The 26,776-nt window shown below is 74.4% G+C and carries 25 protein-coding genes and 1 pseudogene; 10 read left to right on the plus strand and 16 right to left on the minus strand.

Annotated features, from left to right (window positions below; translation table 11 throughout):
• Positions 1–23: 23 nt before the first annotated feature.
• From ACZ4FH_RS05790 to ACZ4FH_RS05800, 3 genes are all read right to left on the minus strand, one after another.
• Positions 24–170, minus strand: coding sequence for a DUF397 domain-containing protein (locus tag ACZ4FH_RS05790; protein WP_467302564.1), 147 nt, complete (start codon positions 168–170; stop codon positions 24–26).
• Between the two features lie 101 nt (positions 171–271).
• Positions 272–1,741, minus strand: a complete 1,470-nt coding sequence (locus ACZ4FH_RS05795; RefSeq protein WP_467302565.1) for a hypothetical protein — start codon at positions 1,739–1,741, stop codon at positions 272–274.
• A gap of 81 nt (positions 1,742–1,822) precedes the next feature.
• Positions 1,823–2,794 carry an AraC-like ligand-binding domain-containing protein gene (locus ACZ4FH_RS05800; RefSeq protein WP_467302566.1) on the minus strand — a complete coding sequence of 324 codons (972 nt, stop codon included), beginning with the start codon at positions 2,792–2,794 and terminating at the stop codon, positions 1,823–1,825.
• A gap of 349 nt (positions 2,795–3,143) precedes the next feature.
• Here ACZ4FH_RS05800 and ACZ4FH_RS05805 point away from each other — a divergent pair, with 349 nt between their 5' ends.
• On the plus strand, positions 3,144–3,923 hold the full coding sequence (locus ACZ4FH_RS05805; RefSeq protein ID WP_467303075.1) for a MerR family transcriptional regulator: 780 nt from the start codon (positions 3,144–3,146) through the stop codon (positions 3,921–3,923).
• Positions 3,924–4,335: 412 nt separating this feature from the next.
• On the opposite strand, the gene ACZ4FH_RS05810 is transcribed toward ACZ4FH_RS05805, so the two are convergent.
• From ACZ4FH_RS05810 to ACZ4FH_RS05820, 3 genes are read right to left on the minus strand one after another with little or no spacing between them, the layout of a single operon-like run.
• Positions 4,336–5,445 (minus strand): bile acid:sodium symporter family protein, encoded by a 1,110-nt coding sequence (locus ACZ4FH_RS05810; protein WP_467302567.1) that lies wholly within the window; start codon positions 5,443–5,445, stop codon positions 4,336–4,338.
• A 2-nt stretch (positions 5,446–5,447) separates the two neighbouring features.
• Positions 5,448–5,705: a hypothetical protein gene (locus tag ACZ4FH_RS05815; RefSeq protein ID WP_467302569.1), complete on the minus strand. Its 258-nt coding sequence runs from the start codon at positions 5,703–5,705 to the stop codon at positions 5,448–5,450.
• Entirely contained in the window at positions 5,702–6,565 is an 864-nt protein-coding gene (locus ACZ4FH_RS05820) for an isocitrate lyase/PEP mutase family protein (RefSeq protein WP_467302570.1), read from the minus strand. Before ACZ4FH_RS05820 ends, ACZ4FH_RS05815 begins: the two co-directional genes overlap by 4 nt.
• A gap of 155 nt (positions 6,566–6,720) precedes the next feature.
• Here ACZ4FH_RS05820 and ACZ4FH_RS05825 point away from each other — a divergent pair, with 155 nt between their 5' ends.
• The gene (locus tag ACZ4FH_RS05825; protein WP_467302572.1) at positions 6,721–6,948 is read left to right on the plus strand and encodes a hypothetical protein; all 228 of its coding nucleotides are present in this window, start codon (positions 6,721–6,723) and stop codon (positions 6,946–6,948) included.
• On the opposite strand, the gene ACZ4FH_RS05830 is transcribed toward ACZ4FH_RS05825, so the two are convergent.
• Entirely contained in the window at positions 6,933–7,733 is an 801-nt protein-coding gene (locus ACZ4FH_RS05830; protein ID WP_467302574.1) for a DUF6193 family natural product biosynthesis protein, read from the minus strand. The two genes, ACZ4FH_RS05825 and ACZ4FH_RS05830, sit on opposite strands and share 16 nt — an antisense overlap.
• Positions 7,734–7,942: 209 nt before the next feature.
• The gene (locus ACZ4FH_RS05835; protein WP_467302575.1) at positions 7,943–8,338 is read right to left on the minus strand and encodes a PPOX class F420-dependent oxidoreductase; all 396 of its coding nucleotides are present in this window, start codon (positions 8,336–8,338) and stop codon (positions 7,943–7,945) included.
• A gap of 106 nt (positions 8,339–8,444) precedes the next feature.
• Between ACZ4FH_RS05835 and ACZ4FH_RS05840 the strand changes: the two genes are divergently transcribed.
• Complete coding sequence (locus ACZ4FH_RS05840; RefSeq protein WP_385115088.1) at positions 8,445–8,828, plus strand: winged helix-turn-helix transcriptional regulator; 384 nt, start codon at positions 8,445–8,447, stop codon at positions 8,826–8,828.
• 80 nt (positions 8,829–8,908) lie between these two features.
• On the opposite strand, the gene ACZ4FH_RS05845 is transcribed toward ACZ4FH_RS05840, so the two are convergent.
• Positions 8,909–9,730: a hypothetical protein gene (locus tag ACZ4FH_RS05845; protein ID WP_467302576.1), complete on the minus strand. Its 822-nt coding sequence runs from the start codon at positions 9,728–9,730 to the stop codon at positions 8,909–8,911.
• A gap of 196 nt (positions 9,731–9,926) precedes the next feature.
• On the opposite strand from ACZ4FH_RS05845, the pseudogene ACZ4FH_RS05850 reads away from it, so the two are divergent.
• A pseudogene (locus ACZ4FH_RS05850) lies at positions 9,927–10,118 on the plus strand (hypothetical protein); the annotation flags it as partial.
• Here ACZ4FH_RS05850 and ACZ4FH_RS05855 read toward each other — a convergent pair.
• A complete protein-coding gene (locus tag ACZ4FH_RS05855) occupies positions 10,078–11,379 on the minus strand; it encodes a cytochrome P450 (RefSeq protein ID WP_467302578.1) in 1,302 nt (433 codons plus the stop codon). The pseudogene ACZ4FH_RS05850 and the gene ACZ4FH_RS05855 overlap by 41 nt on opposite strands.
• A gap of 255 nt (positions 11,380–11,634) precedes the next feature.
• Between ACZ4FH_RS05855 and ACZ4FH_RS05860 the strand changes: the two genes are divergently transcribed.
• From ACZ4FH_RS05860 to ACZ4FH_RS05880, 5 genes are all read left to right on the plus strand, one after another.
• Positions 11,635–11,892, plus strand: coding sequence for a hypothetical protein (locus tag ACZ4FH_RS05860; protein ID WP_306051074.1), 258 nt, complete (start codon positions 11,635–11,637; stop codon positions 11,890–11,892).
• Positions 11,893–11,998: 106 nt separating this feature from the next.
• A complete protein-coding gene (locus ACZ4FH_RS05865) occupies positions 11,999–13,195 on the plus strand; it encodes a radical SAM protein (protein ID WP_383642168.1) in 1,197 nt (398 codons plus the stop codon).
• Between the two features lie 8 nt (positions 13,196–13,203).
• Positions 13,204–14,538 carry an MFS transporter gene (locus ACZ4FH_RS05870; protein ID WP_467302582.1) on the plus strand — a complete coding sequence of 445 codons (1,335 nt, stop codon included), beginning with the start codon at positions 13,204–13,206 and terminating at the stop codon, positions 14,536–14,538.
• 53 nt (positions 14,539–14,591) lie between these two features.
• Positions 14,592–16,703, plus strand: a complete 2,112-nt coding sequence (locus tag ACZ4FH_RS05875) for a prolyl oligopeptidase family serine peptidase (RefSeq protein WP_467302584.1) — start codon at positions 14,592–14,594, stop codon at positions 16,701–16,703.
• The gene (locus ACZ4FH_RS05880; RefSeq protein WP_467302586.1) at positions 16,700–17,818 is read left to right on the plus strand and encodes a glycosyltransferase; all 1,119 of its coding nucleotides are present in this window, start codon (positions 16,700–16,702) and stop codon (positions 17,816–17,818) included. Before ACZ4FH_RS05875 ends, ACZ4FH_RS05880 begins: the two co-directional genes overlap by 4 nt.
• Before the next feature lie 9 nt (positions 17,819–17,827).
• On the opposite strand, the gene ACZ4FH_RS05885 is transcribed toward ACZ4FH_RS05880, so the two are convergent.
• Genes ACZ4FH_RS05885 through ACZ4FH_RS05910 form a run of 6 tightly spaced genes read right to left on the minus strand, consistent with a single transcriptional unit; the run spans position 17,828 to position 24,400 of the window.
• Entirely contained in the window at positions 17,828–18,439 is a 612-nt protein-coding gene (locus ACZ4FH_RS05885) for a GAF domain-containing protein (RefSeq protein ID WP_467302587.1), read from the minus strand.
• Complete coding sequence (locus tag ACZ4FH_RS05890) at positions 18,436–19,296, minus strand: S8 family peptidase (RefSeq protein ID WP_467302588.1); 861 nt, start codon at positions 19,294–19,296, stop codon at positions 18,436–18,438. Before ACZ4FH_RS05890 ends, ACZ4FH_RS05885 begins: the two co-directional genes overlap by 4 nt.
• Entirely contained in the window at positions 19,293–22,451 is a 3,159-nt protein-coding gene (locus ACZ4FH_RS05895) for an AAA family ATPase (protein WP_467302590.1), read from the minus strand. Before ACZ4FH_RS05895 ends, ACZ4FH_RS05890 begins: the two co-directional genes overlap by 4 nt.
• On the minus strand, positions 22,451–22,660 hold the full coding sequence (locus tag ACZ4FH_RS05900) for an aroma-sacti cluster domain-containing protein (protein ID WP_018550946.1): 210 nt from the start codon (positions 22,658–22,660) through the stop codon (positions 22,451–22,453). Before ACZ4FH_RS05900 ends, ACZ4FH_RS05895 begins: the two co-directional genes overlap by 1 nt.
• On the minus strand, positions 22,653–23,360 hold the full coding sequence (locus ACZ4FH_RS05905; protein ID WP_450681108.1) for an iron-containing redox enzyme family protein: 708 nt from the start codon (positions 23,358–23,360) through the stop codon (positions 22,653–22,655). Before ACZ4FH_RS05905 ends, ACZ4FH_RS05900 begins: the two co-directional genes overlap by 8 nt.
• Positions 23,357–24,400, minus strand: coding sequence for a radical SAM/SPASM domain-containing protein (locus tag ACZ4FH_RS05910; protein ID WP_467302592.1), 1,044 nt, complete (start codon positions 24,398–24,400; stop codon positions 23,357–23,359). The genes ACZ4FH_RS05905 and ACZ4FH_RS05910 overlap by 4 nt, the downstream gene beginning before the upstream one ends.
• Before the next feature lie 395 nt (positions 24,401–24,795).
• On the opposite strand from ACZ4FH_RS05910, the gene ACZ4FH_RS05915 reads away from it, so the two are divergent.
• Entirely contained in the window at positions 24,796–26,664 is a 1,869-nt protein-coding gene (locus tag ACZ4FH_RS05915; protein WP_467302593.1) for an AfsR/SARP family transcriptional regulator, read from the plus strand.
• Positions 26,665–26,776: the final 112 nt, after the last annotated feature.

Here is a 26,776-nt window from a genome sequence, read left to right on the forward strand (position 1 = left end):
GTCCGGCGGGCCCCACACATGTCCTACTCCGCCGAGGCGAGGCCGACGAACCCGGTCCAGGCGTTGCGCGAGACGCGGAGGACGGGTCCGGCCGCGACCTCGACGCGGTCGCCGCCCTCGGCTCCGCTGGGGCCGCTCCTGAACCAGGCCGGTGACGACGTGGCGTTCATGGCACTCCCGAAGCCCTCTCGACAGATGCTGATGAACGGTTGATCCCATGGCGGTCCTCGCTCGTGTCCCGTGCGACGCCGTCAATGCGCGTGAGCGCCCCTCAAAGCCCGGCCAGGGCGAGCAGCCGGTGCATGAACGCGAGGGGCAGGGCCGGGTTCGCCGCTGCCGTGGCCGCGACGTGCTCCGACGGGTCGGCCAGGAGCCCCGCCAGGTCGTCGGGCGGCAGCCGGGGATGGGCGGCGACGGTGCGGCGGACCACGTCGTCCGGGTCGGCGGCCAGCCGGCGGATGAGGGGTACGGGCAGGTCGGGGTCGCGCGGGGCGAGCCGGCGCATGCGGGGGTCGGGGTCCGTGGCCAGGCGGTGGAGGGCGGTCGGAGGAAGGGGGAAGGTGTCGGCCGGCCGCCATCGGACCCTTTTGTCCGGGCGGTGGGCGCGGTCGAGGCGCTCGGCGGTGACGGCGTCGATCCGGTCGGGGGCGTTCAGGGCCATGGCGGTGCGGACGCTGCTCTCCTCGTCGTTGAGCAGTCGGGTCACGAGCGGCGGCGGCAGACGGTCGGACATCGCCGCCGAGGCGCGGAAGCAGACGTAGGGAGAGTCCGCGTACGGCACGGGATCAGCCGTCACCCACGGAAGGCGCAGGGCGCTCAGCTCCGCGCGGGCCACCTCGCCCATGACCTCGCATTCGAACGCGGCGTCGTCCAGGGACAGGGCGCTCGTGAGCCAGTCGGCCGGGGGCGCGGCGGAGATCCGGGCGTGGATTCCGGCCCGGACCGGCTCCGGGGTGTCCTCGCGGGCGAAGACACGGACGGCGACGCACGGGTCGGGGTCCTGGGCGAGTGCGTCACGCAGTGCGGGAGGCAGATCCGGGTGTGCCGCGAGTTCGATGCGCACCCTGTCGTCGGGGTCCTCGGCCAGCCGGTGCGCGGTGGCGGTGTCCAGCGTGCAGTGGCGCACGGCACCGGCGCGGGTGACCGGGTCGGCCAGCAGGCGCGGGACGAGATCGGACGGCGGGACGGGGTGGGGGAGCCGGCGGAAGTACGTGGCGCAGGCCGCGGCCCGTACGGAGTCGTCGGGATCGGTCAGCAGCCGGCGGCGGACCGGTTCCGGGGCCTCCGTCCACCATTGGGCCACCGTCGCCCGGACCTCCGGGCTCGGGTCCGCCGCAAGCCGGGTCCGCAGGTCGTCGGGCGTGTGATCGTTCTCGGCCAGGTGCTGGCGGACCTGCTGGTCGCCGTCGTCGAGCAGCCGCTCGAAGAGTTCGCGCGGGGAGCCCTCCGCCGCCACGGCCACGGCTCTGCGGATCGAGGGGTCCGCATGGCCCGCGAGGACCATCCGGAAGGCCGGTGGGAGACGGCGGTTCAGGGCGAGCGAGTGGGTGAGCCAGTGATCGTCCACCGCGATGATCTCGGCCATCATGTCCTCGCTCAGATCCGGCCGCTTGGCCACCTGGCCGAGGCCCTTGCGGCGGCCGAGGAACCGGCGGACGAGGTCCGGTGGCAGCGCGGGGTTCTTCGCGAGGCCGTCGACGACCTGATCGAGGTGGACGGGCGGGGGTACGGCGTGGGACACGGCGGGCTCACCTCGGGTTTCAGCGGTTCTGGCGGTGACGACGGCGGCGTCGGTCCCTTGGCCGTCGCGGTTCCGGCGGACTCAGCCGTGCGGCTCACGGCGGTGGTGCTCCTCGCGCCAGGCGCGGGGCGACATCCCGTACGCCTGCTTGAACACCTTGCTGAAGTGCGTGGCGTTCACGAAACCCCAGCCGCGGCCGATCGCCGCGACGGTGCGCAACCGGTGCGCCGGGCTTGCGAGTTCACGGCTGCAGGCCTCCAGCCGGCGGGCCCGGATCCAGTCGCCGAGGCTGATGCCGGCGCGGGAGAGGACGACGTAGAGGTGGCGTACGGAGATGCCGTGCGCGGCGGCGATGCGGGCGGCGGACAGCCCGGGATCGGCCAGATGCTCGCGGATGTACTGGGTGATCCGCAGGGAGAGCGTGGCTTCGAGGGGCTCCTTCGCCAGGCCGGCGTCGCCGTGCTGGGTGATCAGGACGGCCCTCAGCAGTTCGACGCTGGGGGCGACGACGGCCTCCGCCGGGCCGGAGCCGCGCAGTTCGTCGCTGTCGGCGAGCTGGGAGAAGTAGGTGTACGCCAGACGGGCGAGCGGATTGCCGGCCCCCAGCGTCACCGTGGTGGTGTCCCGGAGCAGCCGGTCGGGGAGCGCCAGCGCCGTGAGCGGCAGGCGCAGGAAGTGGTGGTCGACCCCCTCGTCGAAGAGCAGGGTGTACGGGGCGTTCGACTGGAAGACCGCGAACTCCCCGGGCCCCACGACGCACTCGCGGCCGTACTGCGCGCCCATGCTGGTGCCCCGCACCTGGAGACTGAGGAAGAGCGACGGTTCCTCGTCCTTGCGGACCAGCCGATCCGTCCGTCGCAGCGTGACCGCCGTCGACCGTGCCGTGCACACACGGAGCGGACCGACGGTGCCGACCTCCATCCGGGCCCGGATCTCGTCGCCCGGCGGCCGGTGGTCGATGTCGACGACCACGATGGAGTCCCACACCGCGTGCCGGATCACTTCCTCGCGGTCCTGCGGCCGTATGTACGCGGTGTCCAGCCCCGTACTCATTCGGCCACGCCCGGCCCGTGATCCGCCCGAAGGCGCCCCGGCACGTCGGCGCTTCCTCTCTCCACGCCTCCCCCTCCCCCTGGACGTTCTCCGACACGAGTGTGGAGGACGCGCCCGTGCCGTGCAACGGCCGTGGTCAGTGGTGCGGGTGTGACCAACAGACGGTTGGTGCTTGGTGATTGTCGGCCGTCGGCCGGTGTGCGGAGACCGAGGCCGGGGCGGGTAAGGAAGGGCCGCCCCCGACCACCCGGTCGCTCCGTGGCGACTTGCGGTTGCCGCAACGGCAGCTTCTACGGTCGTGACCGGGGCCGGAGGAGCCGGCCCCGTGAGGCGAGAGCGAGGGGAGACGATGGTGGACCGGCCGAGCGCGCGGACGTGGCCCATCGCGGAGGTGGCCAGGATGTCCGGGGTGACCGCACGGACCCTGCGGCACTACGACGAGACAGGCCTCCTGCCGCCCGCCGGGACGGGGAGCAACGGTCACCGCTACTACGGCGAGAGCCAGCTCCTGCGGCTCCAGCAGATCCTGGTCCTGCGCGAGCTGGGCCTGGGACTGGAGGACATCGGCCGGGTGCTGGCGGAGCAGATCGACGAGCTGGACGCCCTGCGCGGCCACCACCGGCGGCTGCTCGCCGAACGGAACCGGCTCGACACCCTGGCCGCCACCGTCTCCCGCACGATCGCCGCACTGGAACAGTCCAGGAAGGACGACGCGCCCATGACCATCAACCGGCCCGAGAACCTCTTCGAAGGCGTACAGCCCGCCCAGTACCAGGAGAGCCTGCGCGACTTCCCCGCCCACGCCGAACGCGTCGCCCATCACGTCGAGGGCCTGAGCCCCGAGGCCGTCGAGGCGGGCCAGCGCGAACGCACCGCCCGGATGATCCGCATCGCCGAACTCCGCGCCGCGGGCCACGCCCCCGGCTCCGCCCCCGTCCAGGCCGAGGTCGACAGCCACTACCGCGCGCTCTCCGCCCTCCGCCCGGTCTCCGCCGAGGAGCACCGGGCCATGGGCCGAGCCGTCGTCGACAACCCGGCCTGGCGCGCCGCCTACGAGGCCATCGCCCCGGGCCTCGCCGTATTCCAGCGCGACGCCATCGAGGCCTACACCGCCGACCGGCTCGCCTGAGCCCCGGGACGCGCTTCGAGGGGTACGCCCGGGTCCCGGGACGCGCTTCGAGGGCTTCGACCGAGTCCCGGGGGGCTCCGGCGGGGGCGGCGGCACAACCGGCACGGTTCTCTGCACGCCCGGAACAGCCGCACGCCCCCGCCGGCCTGTTCGGCGTCGCGGGGGCCGCGGCTCCCTCCGCCGCCGCGGCCTCCACCTTCCGGCTCTGCGACACCGCGTGGAGCGAGTTGGCGACTGCCCCCGCAGCAGCGGGGGCACCACCCGTGCCGGATCCGTCCGAGGATCTCCATCAGCGCCCCGTCCAGATGGGCCGACTACGATCCGGGCCCACACCCTCGGCCTGCGCGCCGACGGCACGGTCCTGAGCACGGGATGCAACGGTGGGACACCCAGACGTACGCTTGCCCGCCGGTCAGCCCCCGGCGGTCACGGAAAAGGGGGAGGCCGCTGCTCTCGCGGACTGTTCCTCCGGAGCCGAGCCCGACCAGCGGGCGGCGAGCATCGCGCAGACCGTCAGCTGCATCTGGTGGTAGAGCATCAGCGGAAGGACGGCCAGCGCGGCCTGCGCCCCGAACAGCACGGAGGCCATGGGCAGTCCGTTGGCCAGGCTCTTCTGGGATCCGCACAGGACGACCGCGATACGCGAGGGCCGGTCCAGCCCCGCGCAGCGGGCCGCGGTCTGCGTGGCGACGAGTGCCACCGCGAGGAGCAGCGCGAGGACGGCGACCAGGCCCAGCAGCCGGCCCGGGGTGACGCTGCTCCAGACGCCCTGGTTCATGCCCGTGCTGAATGCCACGTAGACGACCAGCAGGATGGACGCCCGGTCCACCGGACCGAGGAACCGCTTGTTGCGTCGGACGAAGGCCTCCAGCTGCGGGCGCAGCAACTGCCCGGCGAGGAACGGGGCGAGCAACTGCGCGGCGATGCGCAGGGCCCCGTCCGCGGAGAGACTGGCCTGTGAGCCGATCAGCCAGGCGGCGAGGAGCGGGGTGACCGCGAGCCCGATCACGCTGGAGTAGGTGCCGGCGCAGATGGCGGCGGCGACGTCGCCCCGGGCGGTGGAGGTCAGCGCCACCGACGACTGGACGGTGGACGGGACGATGCACAGGAAGAGGATCCCCGCGCCGAGTTGAGCGGTCAGCGCGTCGGGCGCCAGCCGGAGTACGGCCAGTCCCAGGAGCGGGAACAGGACGAAGGTCGACAGCAGGATCAGCGTGTGGAGGCGGACGCGGCGCATTCCCGCGAGGGTCTCCTTCGTGGAGAGCCGCACACCGTAGAGGAAGAAGAGCAGGACGATCGCCGCCTGCGACGCGGTGCGGGCGGCCGTCTCGGCCGGGCCCGTGGCCGGCAGCAGCGCGGCCAGCGCCACGGTCGCGGCGAGCGCCGCCACGTACGGATCGACGAACCGGGGCCATCGCGGACGCAGGGCCCGCCGGGCCTTCGGCGGTGCCGCGCGGGACGGGTCGGGCGGTGCGGGCGGGGCGGAGGTGCCGAGGGTGCCCGGTCTCCGGTGGTCGGTCACCCTCAGTCCTCCTCGTCGTCGGTGCGGTCGGGGTTGATCAGCGTGTCCATGAGGTCCACGGCGCTGCCGTCGTGGTCACTGCCCGAAGTGCCGCTGCCGTGATTGGTGTTGGCCGTGCGGTCGATCTCCAGCCAGGAGTCCGCCTCGGAGTTGTCGATGACCGTCAGCTTCAGGTCCCCGGCGGCGGCGGGGGAACCGGCGGCGGCCACGAGGGCCGCCGTCAGGGCCGCGGCGGCGGCCGTGAGGATGCGCAGGCTCACGCGGAGAGTGCCTCTCGCGCGTCGTGGTGCCGGCTGATGTTCAGCTCCAGCAGCTCGGTCGACTCGCGCACCCCGACCTCGCCGGTGTCGCCGGCCTCGGGCAGCCGGCCGTCCGCGAACTGCAGCTCCGCCAGCGCCGTGTCCATCGCACGGTGCGCGGCGAACAGGCACGGAGTGCTGTAGATCGCCACGTCGACCCCGAGTTCCGTGAGCTCCGTGAGCGACAGACGGGGCGACTTCCCGCCCGCGATCTGGTTGAACAGCAGCGGTTTGTCACCGACCACCCGGCGGATGCGCTTGATCCAGTCCACGCTGCGGACACCGTCCACCAGGACCACGTCCGCCTCGGTCTCGGCCAGGGCCTCCGCCCGGCGCAGGATGTCGGCCTCCTCCGTCGCGTCCGTACGCGCGACCACGACCAGATCCGTACGGGACGCCAGCACCAGCTCCAGCTTCTCCAGGTACTCCTCCAGCGGCAGCACCTGCTTCCCGTCCGCGTGCCCGCACCTGCGGGGCCGCTTCTGGTCCTCCAGGATCACTCCGGAGGCCCCGCTCCGCTCCAGCCGCTGCACCACGTGGCAGGCCACCTCGGGGTCGACGTACCCGTCGTCGATGTCGACGAGCAGATGCTGCCGCGGGAAAGCCCCGCGCAGCCGCTCGACGAATGCCACCATGTCCGGCCACGCGATGAAACCGATGTCCGGCAGGCCGTAGTGGGAGGCCGCGAATCCGAAGCCCGAAACAAAGAATCCGTTGTAATGCTGGGCGGCGATCGATGCGGAATACATATCGAAGATTCCGATGAGCGGCGTCGTTCCGGACGCGTTGATCTCCCGGCGCAGAACACTTCCGTACGTCATGACTGTTCTCCGTGTGTGTGGGGGGTGGCGGGGGCTTCCCGACCGGGGCGCCGAGGCAGCGCCCAGCGTGAAGGCGCGCCCCATGGAAGGCGTAGAGGACAGATAGTCGGATGAGAGACCGGAGGTGTGATGACTTTTCCGTGCGATCAGGAAAAGTGATTGCGGAGCGAATCTCCGGCCACATGGAAAACCATAGCTTTGCTGTCCGTTTGCGCGCAAGGGAGACTTTTGACCTTGACGTGAAAAAGTCTTTTGCGGATCCTTTTCAACAGTTGAATCCCGACGTTCCTGGAAAAGGAAATCAGCAGCTCGTCGATTTATCCGTTCATCACGCGATCCGCTGGTCCGCCGCCCGCCCGCCCGCCCGTCAGCGGCGGCCCTGAGGAACGGCGTCGTCGGGCAGACCGCGCACGATCACCGCGACCGCGGCCGCCGCCCCGTCCGCCTCCTGGACCCGGCCGTCGGCGGATCTCACCTCGAACCGGCCCCGGCCGAGCGGTCTGGTCCGCGGGAGGTCATGGCAGGCGGGCGGCTCGGCCCGGCGGCTGAAGGTCAGCCAGAACAGGGACCGTCCGGGCGACAGGGACCTCAACCGCGGCTGTGCGTAGGCGGCTTCGACCAGCTCCCGCCAGTCGGCGTCCTGCCCGCGCGCGGCGGACCGGCGCATCATCCGCCACCGGGCCGGCACGGCCTCACCGCGTTCATGGGCCTCGGCCAGCTCCCACGTCCTCAGGAAGTCCCACCGCGCCACGAGCCCCCGCACCCCGGCCCCCTGGATCCAGGTGCGCAGCGCACCGGCCGCCTCGGCCAGGTCCTGTGTGCTTCCCGAGGCCATGTGCACGTCGCGGGCCCAGCAGTCGACCAGGAACCCGCGTTCCTCGCCGGCCATCAGGACACCCGCCGAGCGGTCGTCCGCCCTCACCTCCGCGGCGACGTAGCGCCAGCCCGGCGAGGACGTCAACTCGACCGCGAGGGCGGGTTCCTCGCGATCGACCGCCGCCTGGAGCGCGTTCCGCAGCGAGCCCGCCTCCGCCACCTCGGGATAGAGCGCGGCGTACGCGTGAAGGGGGTGGCTGTCATCCGTCGGAGCCGCTTCCGGACGCGGCGCGTACTCATCGGACGAATGGTCGACTTCGGCCGGCTTCACTCCGGGCAGCTCTTCGGACATACGGCCGAGTGTGCCACCACAGCCCCCTGCCGAGCCCGCGACGACCGATCTGGGGCCCATCGACACGCTGAAGGAACGGGGCGGGGCAGTGTCACGCGCTGCGGCAGCCCCCAAGAGCCGTCCCGCCGGAGTCCACCTCCCCACCGCGACGCCCCCCGGAGCGCCGCCCCCCGACCACCCGCCCCGCTGATCACGACCGGGCGCGGACCCTAGACCGAGAAGCTGTTCACCCTGGTCGGCGTCACGCGGACGATCACCCGGGCGATCTCGTCGGGCTCCGGCGGCGGGGCCTCGCCGAGATATCTGAGCGAGAGCGAGAGCGGAAGCTCCTTCGCCGGGTCGGGGACGATCTCGGCGGTCCCCCGGAGTTCGACGGAGTGGTAGGGGTTGGCCAGGTCGAAGACGGTGATGCTCACCCGGGGGTCGCGACGGAGGTTGCGCACCTTCGCCCGCCCCTCGGTCGCGGAGAACACCACGGTGTCGCCGTCGCGCTGGTACCACACCACCGAGGCCTGGGGCCCGCCGTCGGCGTTGAGCGTCGACACCGTGGCGAAGTTCCTGCCGTCGAGCAGCGTGCGTGTCGCGTCGTCGAGCGTCGCGGACATGGGGTCCTCCTGGTTCCGTTCATCCAACTCATACGCCCCTCGGGGCACTTCTTGTTACGGGACCCATGTTCTGTGACTGTGGAAGCCAACGGAAGAAGGCACTTTCATGTCACAGCGGAACATCTGTGTAACCGAGTCGGCCGAGGTCACCCAGGCGTGCCGGGTGCTCGACGTACTCAATCGGGTCAGCGGAAAATGGAGCATCAGCGTTCTCATGGAGGCCCATCACGGACCCGTGCGCTTCACCGAGTTGGAGCGGGCCATCCACGGCATCAGCCGTCGGATGCTCACCCTGACGTTGCGCAACCTGGAGCGCGACGGCCTGCTGACGCGCACGGTGTACCCGACGGTGCCGCCGAAGGTGGAGTACGAGGCGACGGGAATGGCGCGAGAGCTGTACGAGTACCTGGAGGGGCTCACCGCGTGGGCCGAGCGGCACGAGCCCGCCGTGGCGGCCTCACGGGAGGCGTACGACCGCGCGGGCGGCTGACCGGGGCGGCCGAAAGGGAGCGCCGCTCGATCACGGGGGATGGGGTGCGCGGGGCGGCCCGGACCGCCCCGCGCCGTCCGTCACATGCTGCCGCCGCCACTGGTGTCCTGTTCGTACGAGCGGCTGTCGGGGTGGTACGCGACGGGGTGCGCCGGGTCCAACTCGACGAGGAGATCCCCGTCTTCGTCGCGGTGCACGATCACACGCGTCCCGGGAACCGGGATCTCGTGCGCCCAGGTGTTCACGCGCACGGTGACGGTGCGCTCGGCTCCTTCGTCGCCGTCCCGATAGCGGACGGGCACGTCACCGCCGTGATTCCACGTCCTCGGATCCGGAAGCGCCGTGATCGCCCCCGCGTATGCCGTTCCCGAGGCCCGCAGGCGGAGGATGCGCACGACATCCCTCCGTGCGCGGCGTATCCCCCGCACGGCGAAGGTACCGACAACCGCGCAGGCGAACGCCGCTGCCGCCGCCACCGGCAGGAGGACACCCTCCGCGCCGTTCAGCGCGCCCAGCACCGCGAGCCCCGGCGCGACCCCGCCGAACAGGCCGGCCAGCAGAAGGAGATTGCGCGGCCGCTCCCGCATCATCAGCGGCATGCCCTCGACGTAGACGCCCGCGAACTGGAGCAGCGCGAACCCCGCCGCCGGAACCGCCAGGGCCAGCCACCACCAGGACCCCGCGGACGATCCCCCCGACGGACCCGAGACCACGAGCCCGGCGCCCACGACCGCCACCGCGACACCCACGACGAACCCGGCCACGACGAACCAGAAACGCCGGGTGAAGGACCCGAGCACCGCACCGGCCGGCACGGCGGTGACGTTGCCGCCCCGCAGGCCCCGCGTGGTGAACACCGGCCGGTCCTCGATCCAGGGCCATTCCCCGTCCGGCTGGGCCATCGCAGCCCCCTCCTCGTCGCGTCTCATCCGATCCGCCGACGGCAGAGACGTCGCGTCGCCGCTGCGTGGTTCGGTGCGCACGGAAACGATTTGGGTGGCTTGAGTTCTGGCGCACCGGCCTCGACCTCAGGGTGTTCACCCCCGCCATCCTGGGGCAGAACGCGCGGAACCCATGCAGGACCCGACGGTCCTCAAGGCCACGCCCGCCGGCTGCGTGAGCGCGGTGACGCCCGCGTCGGGCACCGGCACCGTCACGGCGCTCAACGGCAAGGCCAACAGCGGGTCCGGCACGTGGAAGGCCGGCGTCGACGGATCGGCGTTCGCCGGGGCGGCCCGGGGCACGGTGATCAACGCGTGCGACACGGTGGCCCTGCGCTGGGGCGGCTGACCGGGAGTGGGCGCCGCACGGGTCCGTCCGGCAGGACGGGCAGCGCGGTCAGGCGGCGGTGCAGGTAGCCGCCGCCCCAGGCCAGCTCGGACAGCGAAACCGCCGGGGCCGGCCGGCGCCAGCGGCCGAGCAGCTGGGTCAGGGCCACCGTCAGCTCCAGCCGGGCGAGCCCTGACCCGGGGCAGTAGTGCGGTCCCAGGCCGAAGCTCAGGTGGCGGCTCGCGGTGGAGCGGCCGGGGTCCAGCGTGCCGGGGTCGGCGTGGCAGCGGGGGTCGTGGTTGGCCGCCGCCACGGACAGCAGGACACCGCTGCCCGCCGGGATGACGGTGTCGCCGAACCGGATGTCCTCCAGCGCCACCCGCTTGGTGCCGAAGGAGCCCGGGGTGTCCCAGCGCAGCAGCTCGTCCACGGCGCGCGGGATGCGTCCCGGCTCCTCGCTCAGGCGCTGCCACACCTCCGGGTGGGCCAGCAGCGCCACCACGCTCATGCCCATCGCCTGCACCGTGCTGTCGAACCCGGCGAGCAGCAGCATCGCCAGCAGGGACGCCACTTCGTCCTCGCTCGCGCCGCCCTGTTCCCGCCAGGCGGCCAGGACGCGGGAGACCAGGTCGTCCCCCGGGGCGGCGGACCTGCGGGCCATCTCACCGCGTACGAAGGCGTCGATCCGGGTGACGCTCGCGTCCACCTCGGCGGCGGTGCGGCCGGTCTTGTCCGCGAGGAGCGCCACCGGCTCGTACAGGGCGGCCCGCTCCGCCTCGGGGACGTCGAAGACCTCGCACAGCGAGTGGAAGGCGAAGGGGCGGGCGAAGGCGTCCATCAGCTCGACCGGGCCCCGGCCGCGCGCCGCGTCCGCCGCGTCGAGGAGTTCGGCGGCGGTCCGCTCGATCCGCTCGCGGTGGGCGGCCATGCGCGCCGGGGTCAGGGCGGGCGTCGCCAGGCGGCGGATGCGGGTGTGGTCCGGCGGGTCGTAGTTGACGAGGGTCAGGTCGAGTGCGCGGCGGCGCACCGCGGGGTCGGGTGTACGGCCGCCGCTCAGGGAGAGGCGCGGGTCCATGAAGCCGGCCCGCACGTCCTCGGCCCGGGTCACCAGCCACGCCGGGCGCCCGGCCGGTGTCCTGACCCGGGTCACCGGGCAGGTCTCCCGGATCTCGGCCAGCACCTCGGCCGGCCGGTTCACGAACCCGGCCCCGAGCGGCTCCGGAAGTCGCGGCCGCCCTGCCGGCACGGGCGCGCCGGCCGTGACAGCGGGTTCGGTTTCCATACGGAGCCGTCCTCTCACGTCGCGGAGTGTGTGGCGCACACCGTAGGAACGGCGGGTTGCCCGCCGGTTCGGCCCCGGTGCGGTTCCGGTATGCCCGCTCCCCGTCCCGCCGGCGGCGCCGGGGCGCCGACCAGGAGGATTCACCGCCGCACAACCGGGGACGAACCGGTGCCGAACCCCGTGCTCCTAGCTTCCTGGCCGTCGGCGCAGTGCCGCCGTCCGTCGTCCCGATCGCCCGTCGTATGGAGGACCATCATGGCCGAGAACGTCGAGCCCAACGAGACCCCCGAGCAGGACGCCCCCGAGGTGGAGGCCCACTCCGACGCCGTCATCGGCTGGTGCGGTGTGCACCAGGAGGTGGCCGAGGAGCCCGAGGTCGTAGCCCACGTCGAGTCGCCCATCGGCTGGTGCGGTGTGCACCAGGAGGTGGCCGAGGAGCCCGAGGTGATCGCGCACTCCGAGGAGGGCGAGGACACCCCGTGGTGCGGCGTCCACCAGGAGCAGAACCTCTGATCCGGCCCTCAGGCCGGTCCTCCTCGGCCGCGGCGGCCTCGTCGCCGCGGCCGGGGGCCCGTCCCGGCCACCCCGCTCCCGCCCCCGCCCCGACCCGGAGGTCGCCGTGTCCGGTACGCAGTCCCTCGCCGTCCCCTCCGCCGGGGCCCGTCTGATCCGCGCCGACAGGGGGTGGTGGTTCCTCGGCGCCGGCGGGTACGCGCTGATGCGCCCCGCGCAGGTGGAGCCCGACGGCACCCTGCGGCCCTCGGCCGAACGCTATCTGCGCGACGCCGGTCTGTACGACCTGAAGCCCTACAGCTCGTATTCCCTGACCGTGCTGACCAGCACCGACTGCAACCTCGGCTGCGGCTACTGCTTCCAGAACACCTCGCAGGACCCCAAGGGGGGCAGCAGGCCGCCGCGCATCCGCCACGCCCGTCTGACGCCCGAGGCCGTCGGGCAGGTCCTGGACTTCACCCGGACGCGCATGGAGGCGGCGGGGCTCGACCGGCTGTCGCTGCTGCTGTTCGGCGGGGAGCCGCTGCTCAACCCGCGCGGCTGCCGCGACCTGCTCACCCGGGCAGGTGAACTGGGCCCGCTCACCGCGTCGATGACGTCCAACGGCACGCTGCTCACCCCGCTGATCGCGAAGGAGCTGAACGCGGCGGGACTCGGCTCCGTCCAGGTGACCTTCGACGGCGACCGCGCCGACCACGACTCGATCCGGGTCAAGCGCTCCGGGGGCGGCACCTTCGACGTCATCGTCTCCAACATCGCGCGCGCCATCGAGCGCACCTCCCTGCGCTGGATGCTGCGGGTCAACGTCTCGCACCTGAACCGGCACGGCGTCGACGAGCTGGTCGAACGCCTCGGTTCACGCCTCGACCCGGCCCGTTGCGGCATCCACTTCGCCCGTGTCGGCGACGTCGGCGTCGGCTACGCCAACAACCTGCTCCACGAGGACGGCCTGGTCGAGGACTTCGTCCGCTGGCACGCCCGCGCGCTGGAGCTCGGCTTCACGGTGTCCCGGCCGCGCGCCCATGTCCCCTGCCAGGCCTGCTCCTTCGCCGACGGACGGTACGGGGCGGTCATCAACGCCGATGGCGTGCTGGCCAGTTGCTGGGAGACCGCAGGGAAGCCCGGCATGGAGGTCGGCACCGTCTCCGACGGCTATCTGAGCGCGGAGCAGACGAAGGGCCGCTGGGTCAGCTGCCACGACCACTACCGCTACGACGAGGAGGCGGCGGTCCGCGCCGTCTTCCAGGACCGGGTGGACGCAGGGGTGCTGGACTGCCTGCACGGTGCCGGACGGCTGGGGTGAATGCCGGTATGAAGAGCGCGGGCATTCTGCGCACCAATGCCGACTTCCGCCGCTACTGGCTCAGTTCGACGCTCTCCACCCTCGGCTCCCAGCTGTCGCTGCTGGCCTTCCCGCTGCTCGTGCTGTCCATCGGCGGCAGCGCGGCCCAGGCGGGGACGGTCGCGACCTGCTCGATGGTGACGCGGACGCTGCTGAGGCTGCCCGCGGGCCATCTCGCCGACCGGCTCGACCGGCGGATGATCATGGTGGGCACCGACGTGGTGCGTCTGGTGGCGCTGGCCAGCATCCCGCTGGCGTCGGGGCTGGGAGGGCTCGGGCAGGCGCAGCTGCTCGGCGTGGCCGTGGTGGAGGGGGCGGCCACCGCGATGTTCTCGCCCGCGGCCACGATCGCGGTGCGCGACGTGGTGCCGGAGAAGGATCTCACCGACGCGCTGAGCCGCAGCCAGACGGCGATGGCGTCGAGTTCGCTGATCGGCCCGTTCCTGGGCGGCTGGCTGTTCACCCTGGACCCGATCCTGCCGTTCGCCGTCGATGCCGCCTCCTACGGGGTGTCGGCCGTGCTGCTGCTGCGGATCGGGATCAGGCCGACCGAACGGGTCGCGGACAGCGAGCGCGACAACCGGCTGACGGCCGGGCTGCGCTGGCTGACGCACCAGCGGGCGCTGCTGGCCGCCCTGATCTTCGCCGCGGGCATCAACATCGTCTCGGCGGCGGCGCAGGTGACGATGGTCGTCTCGCTGCGCCAGAGCGGCGCGGGCGGGACGGCGATCGGCGCGGTGATGGCCTGTGCCGGCATCGGGGGGCTGCTGGGCGCGGCTGCCGCGCCCTGGCTGATCAAGCGGAACCCGGCGGGGCGGCTTTTCCTGCTCATCGGCATGGTCTGGGCGCTGGGCCTGGCCATCTTCTCCCGGACGACGCTTCCCTGGGTGATCGGCCCGGTCCTGATCGTGGTCGTCTTCTTCAGCCCGCCCGCGGGCATCGTGGTGGGCCGCGCGGTGCTGGTGCTCGCGCCCCGCGATCTGCTGGGCCGGGTCAGCACCGCGACCGGTCTGATGATGGCCGGGCTGGCCTCCGCCGGGCCGATCGTGGCGGGCTCGTTCGTGGACTCCGTCGGGGCGAGCCGCACCTGGCTGGTGCTGGCGGGCACCGCGGCGGTGGTCACCCTGCTCTCCTCGGTGCCGCTGCTGCGCGAGACCAGTCTGGACGCCACCGAGGACGACCGCGGCGGTGCGCCGAAGGATGCGGACGCGCCGCTGCCCGAGCCGGCCGGTGAGGACGACGCCGGGGCCGCCGGACTGGTCCCGGCGCCTCCCGGGTTGCGTCCCGGCAGCGGCGGCTCCTGACCGCACCCGCCTCCCGCCGTGTCCGATGCGACCGTTCTCCCTGGAGGGCCGCGATGACCGTGTCACCGCCCCGCGACGCCGGGCCGGTCTACCCGGCCGCTCCCCGCACCGGTCCGGTCGAGGTCCTCCACGGTCGGCCGGTGGCCGATCCGTACCGGTGGCTGGAGGACACGGACGACCCTGCCACCGCGGTCTGGAGCGCCGCACAGGACCGGCTCTACGCCGGGGAGCAGGCCCGCTGGCCCGGCCGGGAGGCGTTGCGCGGCCGGATGGCGGCGCTGCTCTCCGGGGGCGGCGCCTCGCCCCCGGTGGTGCGTGGCGGGCGGGAGTTCCATCTGCGCAGGGACCCCGGGCGGGAGTTCGCGGTGCTCGCCGTCCGCGAGGGCGGCCGGACCAGGGTGCTGCTCGACCCGCTGGACGCCGACCCGTCCGGTTCGACGGTGCTGGACGCCTGGGAGCCGTCGTGGGAGGGCGGTTCGGTGGCCGTGCAGCTGTCGTCGGGCGGTACGGAGCAGTCGGTGCTGCGGGTGCTCGACGCGGTGACCGGGGCGGTGCTGGACGGGCCCGTGGACCGGGTCCGCCGCTCCCCTGTGGCCTGGCTGCCGGGCGGCCGGGCCTTCTACTACGTACGCCGGCTGCCGCCGGAGCGGACGGGGGGACGTCACCGCCGGGTGTATCTGCACCGAGTCGGCACCCCGGCGGACCTGGATACCGAGATCTTCGGCGCCGGGCGGTCCGAGACCCAGTACTACACCGTGGCCACCTCGCCCGACGGCCTGCTCCTGGTCGTCGGGGCCAGCGAGGGCACCGCGCCCCGCACCGATCTGTGGACAGCCGACCTGAGCGCGGCCGGCCCGGACCGGCCGGTCCTGCGCCCCTTCCAGCAGGGGACCGACGCCCGCACCTCGGTCCGCGTCCGTTCCGGCGGCGGGCCGCTGCTGCTCAGGACGACGGAGGACGCGCCGCGCGGCAGGATCGCCGAGGCCCGCCCCGACGCCACGGGACCCGGCCGGTGGCGCACCCTGGTCGGCGAGGAACCGGGCACGGTGCTCGGGGACGTCGCGGTCCTGGACGGGCCGGCGCTTGAGCGGCCGCTGCTGGTGGTCGTACGGACCCGGCACGCGGTCGGTGAGATGACCCTGCACGATGCCCGAACCGGCGCACGGACGGGGTCCGTTCCGCTGCCGGGGCAGGGCACGGTCACCCGCCTGACGGCGCGTCAGGAAGGGGGCCACGAGGTGTGGTTCGCGTACACCGACCACATCACCCCCGCCTCCGTCCTGCACTACGACGCGGTGACCGGCCGACTCGGTCCGTGGGCGGGCGGTCCGCCTGCCGCGCCGCCGGCCGAGGGGGTGCGGGTCAGCCAGGAGGTCGTCCGTTCCGGTGACGGCACCGAGGTGCGCATGTTCGTGATGTCCCCCGCCGGCTTTCCCGATCGGCCCCGCCCCGCCGTCCTCACCGGATACGGCGGTTTCGGCGCCTCGATGACGCCCGGCTTCACCCCGCAGGCGGTGCCCTGGGTGCGGGCGGGCGGGGTGTACGCGGTGGCCTGTGTGCGCGGGGGCGGCGAGGAGGGCGAGGAGTGGCACCGGGCCGGGCGCCGCGAGCACAAGCACCGCACCTTCGAGGACTTCGACGCCGCCGCCGGCCACCTGCTCGCCGGGGGCTGGGCCGCGCCGGGCCGGCTCGGGGTGCTCGGCAGCTCCAACGGCGGCCTGCTGGCGGGCGCCGCACTGACGCGCAGGCCGGAGCTGTACGGGGCGGTGGTGTGCGCGGCGCCGCTGCTGGACATGGTGCGCTACGAGCTGTCGGGGATGGGGGCGAGCTGGCGCGAGGAGTACGGGAGCGCCCAGGACCCCGCCGACTTCGCGCGGCTGCTGGCGTACTCCCCGTACCACCGGGTGCGCGAGGGCGTGCGCTACCCGGCCGTGCTGCTGGCCGTGTTCGACGGCGACAGCCGCGTCGACCCGGCGCACGCGCGGAAGATGTGCGCCGCGCTCCAGTGGGCCGGTTCGGGGGACGGGCCGGTGGTGCTGCGCACCGAGCGCGGTGTGGGGCACGGCACGCGCGGCGTCTCGCGCAGCGCCGGCCTGTACGCGGACGTCATGGCCTTCCTCGCCCACCATCTTGGCCTCGACCTGACGAAGGACGCCTCCGGATGAACGTACTGCTGTGCCCGCTGAGCGATCCCGGCTACCTCTACCCGGTCCTCGCGGCCGGCCGCGAGCTGAGCCGCCGCGGCCACACCGTCCAGGTCCTCGGCGGACCGGACGCCGCGCCCGCCGTCACCGCCGCGGGACTTGAGCCTGCGGCCGTCGCCGGACGCGCCGTGCTGTCGGTGACCCACTGGACGGTCCGGGGCCCCGAGCAGTACGCCGCCGTGGCCGGGGCGGTCCGCGCGCTGCGCCCCGATGTGCTGGTCACCTCGGTGCTCAACCACGGCGCGCTGGTGGCCGCCGAGGCGGCCGGACTGCCGGTGGTGGTCCTGGGGCTCGCGGCGCACCTGTGGCCCTACCGCACCGGCCCGGACGACGGCTGCGGCCGTGCCTGGCGGCTGGCCCGGACGCTGGAGCACTACACGGCGCTCCGGGAGGGCGCCGGGCTCGCCCCGCGCCGCGACCGCTTCCCGGACACCCCGCTCCTGGGCACCGCCTTCCTGCTGCGCGGCCACCCCGTCATGGAGGTCCCCGGCGCCGAACTGCCCCCGGCCGTACGCCATGTCGGCCCCTGCTGGTGGGAGCCGGCGCCCCCGGTGCCGGTGCCGGAGCCGTTGTCGGCCGCCGGGCCTGTCGCGTACGTGCATCTGGGCCGCACCTTCGGCGGCAGCAGTCTCTGGCCGCGTCTGAACGCCGCGTTCGCCTCCGGAACGTACCGGGCCGTCGTCGAGCTGGGCCGGTCCGGTGCCCCCGATGCCGCCCCGGACGCCCGGCTGGCCATCGGGCGCCGGGCGTGGATGGGGCCGCTCGTGGAGCGGGCGGACCTCGTCCTGACCAATGCCACATCCGCCCCCGTGCTCGCGGCGCTCCTGTACGGCAAGCCGCTGCTCGTCGCCCCCAACGGGTCGGAGCAGCAGGTCCTCGCCGCCGCCTGTCTGCGCGCCGGGGTCGCCCGCAGGCTGCCGGAGGCCGGGGCGGACGCGGCCGCACTGCGCGGCGCCGTCGAGGACACGGGCCGCGATCCGGGGCTGTGCGCGCGGGTGCGGGAGGTCGGCGGTCTGCTGGCCGACGGCAAGAGCGAGGCGCGTGCCGCCGACGCCGTGGAGTCGGCGGCACGCTGACGCCCCGGCTCAGCCCCCGTGCGGGGCCTGCGGCGGAAGGCCGTCGAGCAGGACGTCGCGCAGGGCGGTCACCAGTTCCAGGCTCCGCGTCCGGACCGCCGTGGGTGTCTCCTCCTCGCGCCGCTCGGTGACGACGGCGAGGGCCGCCGCCGCCTGTCGGGCGAAGAGGGCGAGCAGGTCGAGTTCGGAGAGGCTGGAGCGGGACTGCTCGACCGGATCGAGGACTTCGAGCACGCCGAGCACCCGGTCGTGGTGGGCGAGCGGCGCGGCCATCAGCGCGTCAGGGACGTAGCCGGTCGACCGGGCGACGTCGCGGGCGAACATGCCCTGCTGCTTCAGGTCGTCCGCGACCATCGGCTCGCCGGAGACGAGCACCCAGCCCGCGAGCCCCCGGCCGGCCGGGAACCGGGAGCCCACGAGGGCCTCCTCGCCCTCCCCGGCCACCGCCTGGAAGACCAGTTCGTCGGCGTCCCGGTCGTGCAGCAGGACGGAGCTGGCCGCGGCGCCGAAGATGGCGCGCGCGGTCTCGACGACGGACTGCAGCAGATCGCGTTCGGCGCTGCCCGCCCGTGTCGCGGGGCCCGCGCCGGTGGCGGGGACGAGGCCGTGGGACTGGCTCATGATTCACCTCGGGTTCCTGGATCGCCGATGCGTACGTTCGCGGCGGAGAGGTACAGCGCGTGCTTGATCTGGAACGGGGTCAGCTTGGGGCGGCTGCCGAGCAGCCGCGCGCACAGCCCGCTGATGAACGGGGTGGCGAAGCTGTTGCCCGTGGTGCGGATGGTCTTGCCGCCCGTCCAGGCCACCTGCACGTTCTGGCCGGGCGCGAAGAACTCGACGGGCGGTGCGGGGTTGTAGAGGAAGAGCCCGGGGTCGTCCTCGCGGTGCGTGCCGACCGAGATCACCGAGGAGAACCGCCAGGGGAAGCTCTCCACGGGCGTGTTGTGGGCCGATGCCACCAGCGTGGTGCCGGTGAAGAACGCCTGGTCGGCCAGGGAGCGCAGGGTCTCCAGGAACTGCGGGCGGGTCGTGGACAGGCTCAGGTTGACCACGTCGAAGCCCTGGTCGACGGCCCAGCGCAACCCAGTGAGCAGGGCGTCGCCGGTGCCGGTGAGGCCCTGGCCGAGCACGCGCACGCTGTACAGGGAGCATTCCGGGGCCACCCGCCGCACGATCCCGGCGCACGCCGTGCCGTGCCCGCATCCGTCGCCGGCTCCGTCGGGCAGCGGGCCGCTGTCGATGACCCGCGGGGTCCCGTCCGCGTCGGCCCTCACCTCGTACGAGCCGTCGACCGGGCCGACCCCGGGGTGCCCGCACTCCACCCCGGTGTCGACGACGCAGACGCGTACGCCTGCCCCGTCCGACCACTGCGAGGGGTCGGCCGAGAGGGCCGGCACCGTGTCGGCGAGCATCGCGAGGTCGTCGGGCGTGCGGTCGCGCAGGCTCCAGGTGAGCCCTTCCGCCGTCTTGGTGGTCATAGGGTCCTGCCTTCCCGCCCGGCCGGGTCGGTGTCCCGGGCCGCGGCCGCGCTGTCGTCGGCGAACGCGGCCGCGCGGTCCGCGCCGAGCCGGTGTCCCTTGGCGGCGAAGTGCCGCAGCGCCGTACGCGCCTCCCGGGCCGCCTCGCCGGGCAGCGCCAGGGTGCGCAGGGTGTGCGCGAGGTCGAGGGCGGCCGTGCCGCGCACGACCGGTGAGTCGGTGTCACCCGCGGCGGCGGTCGCCCGCTGCGCGCAGGTGCGGGCGGCGGCCGGTTCCCCGGCGAGTGCGAGGGCGCGGGCCCGCAGCCCGAAGGCGTCGGCGGACTCCGCCGGGGGCAGCCCGGCCTCCAGCGGGTCGGGCAGGGCCAGTGCCTGGGCCGGCTCGCCGCGCTCCAGCAGCAGGCGGGCCCGTTCGCGGGCGATGCCGGGCAGCGCACCCGTGGCGCCGAGTTCCCGTCCGGCGCGGGCCGCCTCGTCGAGCAGGGCGAGTCTGCGCTCGGGGGTGCCCGTCAGCGCCTCGACCTCGGCGGCGAACAGCGGGACGAACAACGCGCTCTCCGCGTAGCCGAGGCCGTGGGCGAGCCCCGCCGCCTCGGCCAGCAAGGCGCGGGCCTGGCCGGGGCGGCCGTGGAGGGCCAGGAGCACGGCCAGCGGGCAGGCCAGGGTGGCGCGCACCGTCGGCCGCCCGGCGCCATGGGCGGCGAGGAGCTGTTCGCAGCGCTCGACGGCGCGGGCGACCGGGGTCGGGCCCCGCCACAGGGAGATCCCGAACGCGCCGAGTGCGAGGGCCCGTTCGGGTTCGGCGTCGGCGCGGTCCGCGTGGTCGAGTGCGCGGCTGAGCAGCGCCTCGGCCTGGGCGTGCCGGCCGCGCCGCTGGCGGTCCTGGGCCATGCGCACGCAGGCGCGGGCGATGCCCTGGTCGTCGCCGGCCGCCGTGAACGGGCCGAGCGCGGCCTCGGCGACGTCGGCGGCCGAGCCGTGCCGGGGGTCGAGCGCGGTCAGCGCGAGCCGGGCGTGGGCGGCGCCCAGCGCGTCACCGGCCTGCTCGGCGGTGTCGAGCGCCCCGGCGAGGAGTTCCCGGCCGCGCACCGCGTCGCCGCGGGCCGCTTTCGTCTCGCCGAGGCGGCGGGCGGCCTCGGCGGCGACGGGCTCGCCGGGGGCGGCCAGGTCGAGGGCCTGGGTCAGGAGGTCGTCGGCCCAGGCCAGGTCGGAGCGGGCCAGGGCGGCCGCGCCGGCCCGGGTGAGCAGTCCCGCGGCGCGGGCCCGCAGTACGTCGGTGTCCTCGTCGTGCGCGCCGAGTTCGGTCAGGAGCCGGTGGGCGCGCGCCAGGTGGGTGCCGGCGGCGGCGTCCCCCGCCTCCCGCCCGGTCAGGACCCGGGCGGCGTGCTCGTGCCGCCGGGCGCGCACCTTCTTGGCCATCCCCCGGTACGCGGTCTCCTGGACGAGGGCGCTGCCGAACCGGAGCACGGCGCTCGCGGCCCGGCTGCGGTCGCCGGTCTCGATGAGCCGCCGCCGCAGCAGTCCGCGCAGCAGGCCGGTGGCGGAGTCGGCGGTTCGCGCTTCCTCGGCGGCGGCCAGCCCGGTCAGGTCGGCGCGGCGAAACTCGCGGCCCAGGACGGCGGCGAGTTGCAGCAGGGTCCGCTCCTCGGGCGGCAGCGCGTCGATGCGGGCGCCGAGCAGGGCGTGCACGGTGAGCGGCAGGTCGTCGCACTCGGCGGCCACGGCCGTCAGGTGTTCCAGGTAGAGCGGGTTGCCCTCGGCGCGGTCGAGCGCGCTCTCCAGCACGCCCTGGCGGTGGGCGGCGACCTCGACGAGTTCGCCGGCCAGGGCCGCGGCCTCCTGGCGCGTGAGCGGGGTGAGCATGAGGGAGGCGGAGCGCATCCGGCCGCTGCCCCACCCCGGATGGGTCTCCAGGAGTTCGGGGCGTGCGGCGCACACCAGGGCGACGGCGGAGCGGTCGAGTTCGTCCAGCAGCCGGTCCGCGAGGTCGAGCAGCGGCGCGGACGCCCAGTGGCAGTCGTCCAGGACGAGCACCACGGGCCGTTCCCGCGAGAGGGCGTCCAGCAAGCAGGCCAGGGCCATGAGCGTGTCGTCGGTGGAGGGGCTGGGGGTGCCGTCCGCGAGCAGTCCGCCGCGCAGGAGGCGCAGCGCATGGTCCGCCTCGGTCCGCTCCGGGGCCGGCAGCCGGGCGAGCCCGGCGTCCTCCCCGACGGCCAGGAGCACCTGGCGCACCGCTTCGGCGAGCGGTGCGAGCGTCCCGGTCTCGCCGTACGGGCGGCATCTGCCTTCCCCGTACGCCGGGCGGTCCCGCAGCCATTCGCGCAGCAGCCGGGTCTTGCCGAGGCCCGCCTCGCCGTAGACGGTGACCAGGTGCGAGCGGGGGTCGGTGGCCAGTTTGCGGAGCAGCAGCCGGAGTTCGGCGAGTTCCTGTTCGCGGCCGATGAAAGGGGTGTCGAAGCGCCGGACCCGTTCCGGGTCGTCCTCGTGGAGTGCGACCAGGCGGTGGGCGGGTACGGGGGCCACGACGCCCTTGAGGGCGAGCGCCCCGGCCGGTTCGGTGACCGCCGAGGGTCCGGCGGCGCGGAGGGTGGCGGGGCCGATGAGGATCTCGCCCGTGCCGGCGTGCTGTTCGAGGCGGGCGGCGATGTTGACGACTTCGCCGGAGACCAGGGACTGCCGGGCCGTCGGGTCGGCGTTCACCACGACCTCGCCGGTGTTCACGCCGATGCGGACGGCGAGCCGTACTCCGTGCCTGCGGTCCAGGTCGGCGTTGAGGCCGTCGAGGCCGGTGACCATGGAGCGGGCGGCGGCCAGGGCCCGGTGGGCGTCGTCCTCGTGGCGGGCGGGGACGCCGAAGACCGCCATCACGGCGTCGCCGATGAACTTCTCCACCGTGCCACCGTGTTCCTCGATACGGGTCCGCATCAGCGCGAAGTACCGCAGGGTCACAGTGCGCAGCGTCTCCGGGTCGAGCCGTCCGGACAGGGCCGTGGAGCCGACGAGGTCGCAGAAGACGACGGTGACCACCCGGCGTTCCTCGGCCGCGCCGGAACCTGCCGCCGGGACGCAGGCGGTCCCGCACCGGGGGCAGAAGGCTGCGCCGTCCGGTGGCGGTTCGGGGCAGTCGGGGCACTTCGTCCGTGTGGCGGTGGTCATCAGAACAGCGCTCCGCCGGCGATCTCGCTGTGCGCCTGTACCTCTGGCTCGGCCGCGTCCAGCCGCTCCTTGAGGCCCAGCAGCAGGGTCAGTTCCTCCGCGCTGAGGTCCCGGAGCACGTCCCGCTGCTCGGGCGAGAGGCTGTGCAGCGGGAACCCGGCGTCCTCCAGTGCGCGCAGGCGGTCGCGGTCGTCCGCAGGGTCAGTCATGGGTGCTCCCCGATGTGTGTGGTCCCGTGGCGATGCGGTCGAACAGCTCGGCGAGTGCGGTGACGGTGTGCAGCGCGCTGACGGCGATCAGGGAGCGCTGTTGCGGGCTCAGCGGCAGCCGGCCGATGAGCCGGTCCAGGTCCGCGCTGTGCCCGTCGTCGAGGTCGGCGTGCAGGCGTACGGTCTCGAAGGCGGCGGGCGACAGCCCGGTCTCCCTCGCGAGCCTGGCGGCCAGGCCGGGGGCCGGTGCGTTGCCCTCCAGCACGGCGATGTAGCCGAGCAGGGCCACCGGGTGGCTGTGCTCGATCCAGTAGTACTGGGCCCCGACGAGGGAGGCGACCCGGGCGGGCGGGACGGCGGCGGTCAGCTCGCCGGGCGGCGCCCCGCAGACGGCTGCGTCCGTGAGCAGCCAGTCGTCGTGGCCGCGTTCCTCCTCGGCGTGCGCCCGCAGGTACCGGGCGAGCGGCAGTGCCACCGGGTCGTGCGGCAGCGCCTCGCAGTGCCCGGCGGCCCGTTCCATGAGGGGGACGGAGGCGCGGATCACCTGGTGCATGGTGTGCAGGTAGTGGCGGTAGCGGGCGGGGAGCCCGGGGCCGGAGCGCCACATGCGGGCGGCGGCCGACCGCAACACCGGCTGGACGAGGGAGAGTTCCAGCCGCAGCAGCGCGGCGGCCGGCGAGGTGGCGCCGGTGCTTCTCACGCGGGTGCCTCCTCGCCGTCCCGGCCGCCGAGCAGCACGAGCGGCGCGTACCGACCGGTGCCGTACCGGCGCAGCAGCGTCTCGGCCCCCGCGTCGCGCTGGAGCCGGGCGCCGAGCACGTCCATCGCGCCGGCGGCGGGGCTGGACCCGGCGGCCCGCGCCGCCCCCAGCGCCCCGGGCCGCCGCGCCAGGGTCCGGCAGTCCGCGCAGGAACCGGCGCCGGCGGTCCGCAGGGTGCGCAGCACGGGCGACTCCTGGCAGCGGCGCCGTATGTCCGTCCAGTCGTCGACGGCGATGTGCCCGAGCCGCAGGTGCGGCGGCGTGGGGCGGGCGTCCACCACGCGCTGGTTGCAGCAGGCGGTGACGGTCCCGTCGAAGGCCACGGTCGGCCAGGCCGCCATGGCGCACGGGGCGGGGCGCTGCCCGGCTCCGCCCGGCGGGCGCGCGGCCGCCCAGTGCGCGGCGCGTCCGGCCGGGCGTACGTGGTTGACGAGGACGGCCGCGCGGTCCCGGAACTCGGTCCGGATGGCGGCGGTGACGTCCGCGAGATAGGGGTCGTCGGGTGAAAGGCCCACGACATGGAAACTCGCGTCGATTCCTTTTTCCATGATGTGGTGCACCGCGCGGAATACCGCCGCGCGCGGCACCTCGCGTTCGTGGAATACGTCGATGCTGGCGGAGAAATGGTCGATGTGGCGCAGCGCGCGCATGATGCGGGCCGGTATCCGTCCGTCGGCCGCGAAGAACATGCCGCTCAGGACGGCCGTCCGGGTCCCGGCCCGCGCGGCGAGTCCGGCGAGGCCGTCCACGAGCCGGGGCCGCAGCAGGGGTTCACCGCCCGTGAGCATGAGGACCTGCGGGCGGTCGCCGGGGGTGAAGCCGCCGACGAACCGGCGCAGCGCGTCGGCGGGGGTGTCCTCGCCCCGGAGGCCGGACGAGGTGGAGCAGTGGGCGCAGCTCAGCGGGCAGCGTCTGGTGAGGGTGGCGAGCAGCCCGGCGGCGGGCACCGGACGCAGTTCGATGATCTCCGCCAGTCGCATCGCGTCACCTCCTCGGTCACCTGGGCATGCGGCGCCAGCGTGCGCGGCGCCGGTTCGGCAGTGGTTGGGGTCCGGTTCGGAGCCGGTACGGGAGCGGGGCCGTCCGCCCGCGCGGCCGGTCGGCCGTTTCACCCCGCTATGAGGCTTGTCCACCCTTCGTCCCGGCGGGTCTGTTGCTGCATGCACCTTGAGCCATCCTCAAGCCCATGGCCGCGCCCCCGGCTTGTGACCATGCTGTGAAGAACGGCGGGAATTCCATCGTATTCCCGCCGAATTCATGGCTCCTCGCGGATTCGCTCACCCCCCCGACCGCTCCCCGGAGGCTTTCGTGCACGCCATTGTTCTCTGCTCCCCGAACTCCGACGACACCGGCTGGGGAAGGGGTTGAGGGAAATATGACGGATACCTTTGCGGAAACCCGCCCCGGGGAGGCGGAGTCCGGGGCGGCGGGAGAACGCGCCGGCGCGCGTCTGCGGATCGACCTGCTCGGCCCGCTGCGCGCCACCCGAGACGGGCTTGTGCTGCCGCTCGGCCCACTGAAGCAGCGTCTGGTCCTGGCGGTCCTGCTGACCCGGCCGAACGCGCCGGTCTCCCTGGAGGAACTGACCGACGCCGTCTGGCCGGACGACCCGCCGCGCACGGCCCGCAAGAACCTCCAGGTGTACGTGTCGACGCTGCGGCGGGTCCTGGACCCCGGCGATCTGGGCCGGCTGCACCACGGTCCCGGCGGGTACGTCCTGCATCTGGGCGCCGACGAGTGCGACAGCCTGCGCTTCGAGGAACTGGCCCGCCGCGGTGACGCCGAGGTGCGTGCGGGCGCCCCGAGCCGCGCCGCCCGGTTCTACCGCCAGGCACTCGACCTGTGGCGGCATGAGCCCTTCAGTGATCTCGCGGGCCGCGCCGATGTGCTGCGCGCCGCCGTCGCACGCCGCCATGTGCGCCGGCTCGCGGTGTACGAGGCGTGGGCGGAGGCGCAGTTGGAGACGGGTGACGCGGCCGCGGTCGCCGACACCGTGGACGAGATGGTCGCCCGCCACCCGCTGCGGGAGCGGCTGCGCGCCGCCCAGATCACCGCGCTGCACCGGGTCGGCCGCCGCACGGAGGCGCTGGCCGCGTACGACGACTGCCGGCAGCAGCTCTCCCGCGAGCTGGGGCTGGAGCCCGGCACGGCGGTGCGGGGCGCCTACCGCGCCGTGCTCGCGGACGCCGCCCCGTCCCGGCCGAGCGGCGCTGCCACCGGGCCCCGGCTGCTGCCGCCCGGCCTCGCCGACTTCACCGGGCGGGCGCGTGAGGCGGAGGCGGTCGCCGCGCGGCTGGGCGGCGAGGGCGGTCCGCCGGTACTGCTCACCGGACCGGCCGGTGTCGGCAAGACGGCTCTGGCGGTGCACGTGGCGCACCGCCTGGCCGCCCACTACCCGGACGGCGTGGTCGCCACCCGGCTCTGCGCCGAGGACGGTTCCATACGCCCGTGGGCCTCGGTGCTGGCGGAGCTGGCCCGCGCCCTGGGCTGTACGGAACGCCTGCCGGCCGGCCGGGAGGAGGCCGCGACCGCCTGGCGGTCCTGGCTGTCCGGGCGGCGGATCCTGCTGGTCCTGGACGACGCTCCGGACGCCGCCGCCCTCGGCCCGCTGCTGCCGCCCTCGGGTACCACCGCCGCGCTGGTCACCTCCCGGAGCCGGCTGCCCGGCCTGGAGGCCGCGCACCGGACCGAACTCCCGCCGCTCTCCCCCGACGAGGCCCTGGGCCTGCTCGGCGGGATCATCGGCCGGACCCGGGCGGCCGCCGAACCGGCCGCCGCCGCGCGTATCGTCGCCGCCACCGGGCTGCTTCCGTTCGCCCTGCGCGCGGCCGGCAACCGCCTCTGCGTGCTGCGCCACATGCCGCTCGGCCAGTACGCGGACCGGCTGGAGCACCCGGCGGAGGCCTTGGACGAGCTGGCGTCCGGCGGTGTCGGGGTCCGCACCAGGCTCGCGGGCACCTGGGCCCGGCTACCCCTGCCCGCCCGCGACACCCTCGACGCCCTGGCGGCGCTGCCGGGCCCCGCCTTCTCCCTCCCCACCGCGGCCCGCGCCCTGGGCGTGGAGGGCCGGGCCGCGCAACGGGCCCTGGAGAACCTGATCGATGTCGGCGTCCTGCCCCCGCCGCTCTGCCCCGAGGTGACCGCGCACACCGGGGCGGCCGAGGAGTGCGTGCGGTACGAACTCCCCTGGCTGACCCTGCTGTTCGCCCGGGAGCAGGCGAGCGCGAGGGACACGCGGTGCTAGGGCGTGTCCGGAAAGTCCCGCCTGCGCGGCGACGCGGACACGCCCCAGGGCCTGTCCGGCGGATCTTCGCGGGACAGGCCCTGGGCCGTGTCCGGAAGATCCAGGGGCGGGA

This window comes from Streptomyces sp. NPDC024555, from assembly GCF_055559335.1.